The organism is Arthrobacter agilis (genome assembly GCF_002953615.1).
GTDB classification, from domain to species: Bacteria; Actinomycetota; Actinomycetes; order Actinomycetales; family Micrococcaceae; genus Arthrobacter_D; species Arthrobacter_D agilis_B.
In genome coordinates this window covers 1,208,111-1,212,083 of record NZ_CP024915.1, presented here as the reverse complement: position 1 = coordinate 1,212,083, position 3,973 = coordinate 1,208,111, and the positions used below count along the sequence as shown (strand labels likewise).

At 69.4% G+C, this 3,973-nt stretch carries 5 protein-coding genes; 4 read left to right on the top strand and 1 reads right to left on the bottom strand.

The genetic code is table 11. From position 1 onward, the window contains the following. Positions 1–30: 30 nt before the first annotated feature. Positions 31–495 (bottom strand): pantetheine-phosphate adenylyltransferase, encoded by a 465-nt coding sequence (coaD, locus tag CVO76_RS05800; protein WP_208741176.1) that lies wholly within the window; start codon positions 493–495, stop codon positions 31–33. A 111-nt stretch (positions 496–606) separates the two neighbouring features. Here coaD and CVO76_RS05795 point away from each other — a divergent pair, with 111 nt between their 5' ends. The 4 genes from CVO76_RS05795 to CVO76_RS05780 form a co-directional block, all read left to right on the top strand. Beyond that, positions 607–1,842 (top strand): aminotransferase class I/II-fold pyridoxal phosphate-dependent enzyme, encoded by a 1,236-nt coding sequence (locus CVO76_RS05795; RefSeq protein ID WP_208741174.1) that lies wholly within the window; start codon positions 607–609, stop codon positions 1,840–1,842. Beyond that, complete coding sequence (locus tag CVO76_RS05790) at positions 1,839–2,651, top strand: spermidine synthase (protein ID WP_133080712.1); 813 nt, start codon at positions 1,839–1,841, stop codon at positions 2,649–2,651. Before CVO76_RS05795 ends, CVO76_RS05790 begins: the two co-directional genes overlap by 4 nt. 162 nt (positions 2,652–2,813) lie before the next feature. After that, positions 2,814–3,161 (top strand): hypothetical protein, encoded by a 348-nt coding sequence (locus CVO76_RS05785; protein ID WP_133080713.1) that lies wholly within the window; start codon positions 2,814–2,816, stop codon positions 3,159–3,161. Between the two features lie 123 nt (positions 3,162–3,284). Then, positions 3,285–3,973 (top strand): cytochrome c oxidase subunit I (locus CVO76_RS05780; protein WP_208741713.1); only part of this gene is annotated, 689 nt, incomplete at its 3' end.

Sequence of the window (3,973 nt, the reverse complement as noted above, 5' to 3'; positions counted from 1 at the left end):
TGCGCTCGACCGGTCTGAGGCGCCGCCGGATCAGTGCAGGGAACGGTAGACGGCGTCGGGAACGAACGGACGGACGTCGCCGCCCAGGGACGCGACCTCCTTGAGCAGGGTGGAGGAGACATGGGCGAACGTCGTACCGGTGGGGACGAAGACGGTCTCGACGTCGGTCAGGTGGCGGTTCATGGTCGCCATGGGGAGTTCGTAGTCGAAGTCGAGCCCTGATCGCAGCCCTTTGACGAGTGCCGCCGCGCCGTGCTCCCTGCAGAAGTCGGCGACGAGGCCGGGGCCCATGGGCAGCACTGTCACGCCGGGCAGGTGCGCGAGGCCGTCGCGGCAGAAGGCGATGCGCTCGTCGACGTCGAACCGGTAGTTCTTGGCGTAGTTGGTCGACACGGCGACGATCACCTCGTCGAACAACCGGGCGGCACGACCGATGACCTCGATGTGTCCGTTGTGGAGGGGGTCGAACGACCCGGGGCAGACGGCGCGGCTCATGCCCCCACGGTACCCAGTCCTCCCCACCTGCGCGCACACCCCGTCCCCCGGCATACCGCGGAGGGCACGGCGGTCTGCGGCCGGACGCGCGGGACCGGCGATACTGGTGTCATGACCACAGACGCGCGGGCGGCAGCCATTCCGACCAGCAGTACGGCACCCTGGACGAGGGCCGCGCGCGGTGCGAACCTGCTCGGCGGCGACGGCACCCTCGGCATCACCATCTTCGAGGAGGTGACGGCGCTCGCCCAGAAGCATTCGGCGATCAACCTCGGACAGGGGTTCCCGGACGAGGACGGTCCACGCGAGATCCTCGACGCGGCCCGTGCAGCGATCGCCGACGGCGCCAACCAGTACGCACCCGGTCAGGGCCTCGCCGTCCTGCGCCATGCCATCGCCGCACACCAGGAACGCTTCTACGGACTGCACATCGATCCGCAGACCGAGGTGATCGTCAGCACGGGCGCCACGGAGTCGATCGCGGCGGCGATCCTCGCCTTCGCCGGTCCGGGCGACGAGGTGCTGACCTTCGAACCCTTCTACGACTCCTACGGGGCCGTCATCGGGCTCTCGGGCGCCACCCACACCACCGCTCCGCTGAACGCTCCGGACTTCCAGCCGGACGCGGCGAGCCTGGAGGCCGCGTTCAGCGAGCGCACGCGGATCGTCGTGGTGAACAATCCGCACAACCCGACCGGCAGCGTCCTCGCCCGGCCGGCGCTCGAGCTCATCGTGCGGCTGGCGGAACGCCACGGTGCCATCATCGTGACGGACGAGGTGTACGAGCACCTGACCTTCGGTGTGCCGCACGTCCCCATCGCCTCGCTGCCCGGGGCGGCGGAACGCACCCTCACGATCTCCTCCGCGGGCAAGACCTTCTCGGTCACGGGCTGGAAGGTGGGCTGGCTCAGCGGACCCGCCGACCTCGTGGCGCAGGTCCGTACCGTGAAGACCTTCCTGACCTACACCTCGGGAACACCGTTCCAGGGAGCCGTCGCCCTCGGGCTGGGGCTGCCGGAGGAGTTCTTCACCACCGCCGCGGCCATGCTGCGGAAGAAGCGGGACCTGCTGGGCGAGGGCCTCCGCGCCGCCGGGTTCGAGGTCTTCGAGCCGAAGGGCACGTTCTTCACGATGGTCGATGCCGCGCCGCTGGGTATCGACGACGCCACGGCCCTGGCACGGCGCCTGCCGTCCCTGATCGGGGTCGCGGCGATCCCCGTGGCGATGTTCTGCCACGAGGAGGGTGCCCGGCGTACGCGCTCGATGCTGCGGTTCGCGTTCTGCAAGCGGTTCGACGTCATCGAGGAGGGCGCACTGCGCCTCGCGACCCTGCGGGAGCGCGTGTGAGCACGGCTCCCGGCACGGACGAAGAGTTCGAGGTCCCCACGCGCTGGCTTCCCGGCGCGGGTGCCTACGCCGAGATCGACGAGGACGCATACATCGACGGCGCGCTCATCCTCAGCATCGGAGGGGCGCAGCAGTCGCATGTCGACGTGCACCACCCGGAACGGGTGTTCTACGAGTACCTGCGTCGCGTGGCGGCGGTTCTCGACCTGGTCAAGCCACCGGGCGCTCCGCTGCGGATCCTGCACCTGGGCGCGGGAGCCCTGACCCTCGTCCGGTACGTCCAGGCGACGCGTCCGGGATCCGTGCAGGTCGCCGTCGACCTGGAAGCAGAACTGGTCGACTTCGTCCTCGATGCCATGCCGCTGGCCGAGGGCACGGTGTGCGAGGTCGTCGTCGGCGACGCCGCCGACGCCGTGCTCGAGCAGCCGGATGCGGCCTTCGACGCCGTGGTGCTGGACATCTTCGCGGGGGCCGACGCCCCTGCCCATCTCACCGGCCCGGATTTCGCCGCGCACCTCCTGAGGGTCTGCGCCGACGACGGCGTGGTCCTCGTCAACGTCGGCGACGACCCGCCGCTCGCCTTCGCCCGCGCGCAGAGCAGGCAGCTCTCCGCCCTGGCCACCGCGACGGCCGTCCTCACCGAGGCGGGCATGGTCGGCGGTGCGAGCGCCGGGAACGTCATCATCGCGGCACGCAGGACGCCGTGGCCGGAGTCCTGGACCTCGGCCCTGCGTGCCGCGGGGCCGCACCCCGCCGCCGTCCTCGTCGACGCCGAGCGGGCGGCGTTCGAGCAGCCGATGGGCCGGTAGCTCCGCCCCGACCCTTCCGACCCTGATGTTCAGCACGCCATGGTCGCCCGGCGCAGTGCTTGTCAAGCACCATTCTTCCGCGCCCGGGTCCGACAGCTCCTCCTAGCCTTAAAGGGCTTGAGCAGCCGGGCATCGAGGACCGCTCTTCGGAGGACCTGGGCCATGAGCCACACATTGCGCATCACCGTCCGCCTGGACATCGACCTCCGCTGGGCACGCATGGAAGTGCGAGGGTGCCTCACGGAGGAGAACTGCCGGGCTCTCCTGCCCATCGTCCGCCGTAGCTTCCGCATCCTGCAGGAGCCGAACGTCGTGATCGATGCGAGCAGCGCGCAGCACATCGAGATCGCGGGGATCGACGCGCTCGAACGCCTCGGGATCAGCGGCCTGGAAGCCCAGTCCGTCGTCGGCGATTCCGCCGGCTCGTGCTCGCTGATCGTGCCCGAGGTCCTCCCCTCGTGCCCCTCCCGGTTCCCGCGCCCGCACGGGAGCCACCGCTTCGCCGCATGAACCTCCCCCATCCCTACCCGGCAGGAGCGGACCGTGACCGCTGAATACGCAGATTCGACCCTTGCAGCGACGCCGGCGGCAACGCCCGGAACCCGGTCCCCCGGCCGGATCTTCCTCGAGTGGATGACGACCACCGACCACAAGACGATCGGCTACCTCTACATCATCACGTCGTTCGTGTGGTTCTCCCTGAGCGGCGTCGAGGCCCTGCTGATCCGGGCGGAACTCTTCGCGCCGGGCATGCAGATCCTGCAGACCAAGGAGCAGTACAACCAGCTGTTCACGATGCACGGCACGATCATGCTGCTGCTCTTCGCGACGCCGCTGTTCGCGGGCTTCGCGAACGTCATCATGCCGCTGCAGATCGGCGCACCCGATGTCGCCTTCCCGCGTCTGAACGCCCTGGCCTACTACTTCTACCTCTTCGGCGGGATCATCGTCGGTCTCGGCATCTTCACCCCGCAGGGCAGCGCAGGGTTCGGCTGGACCGCCTACCCGCCCCTCGCGAACGTCAGCTTCTCCCCCAGCATCGGTGGGGACCTGTGGGTCTTCGGGCTCGCCCTGGCCGGGTTCGGCACCATCCTCGGCTCGGTCAACTTCGTCACGACGATCATCTGCATGCGCGTCCCGGGCATGACCATGTGGCGCATGCCGATCTTCACCTGGAACACCCTGATCACCTCGATCCTCGTCCTGATGGCCTTCCCCGTCCTGGCCGCCGCCCTGTTCGCCCTCGGCGCGGACCGCCGCTTCGGCGCGCACATCTTCGACCCGGAGAACGGCGGGGCGATCATGTGGCAGCACCTCTTCTG

Bases quoted from the DNA above. Each gene is read 5' to 3' on its own strand.
- coaD (WP_208741176.1), bottom strand. From the start codon at position 495: ATGAGCCGCGCCGTCTGCCCCGGGTCGTTCGACCCCCTCCACAACGGA.
- CVO76_RS05795 (WP_208741174.1), top strand. From the start codon at position 607: ATGACCACAGACGCGCGGGCGGCAGCCATTCCGACCAGCAGTACGGCA.
- CVO76_RS05785 (WP_133080713.1), top strand. From the start codon at position 2,814: ATGAGCCACACATTGCGCATCACCGTCCGCCTGGACATCGACCTCCGC.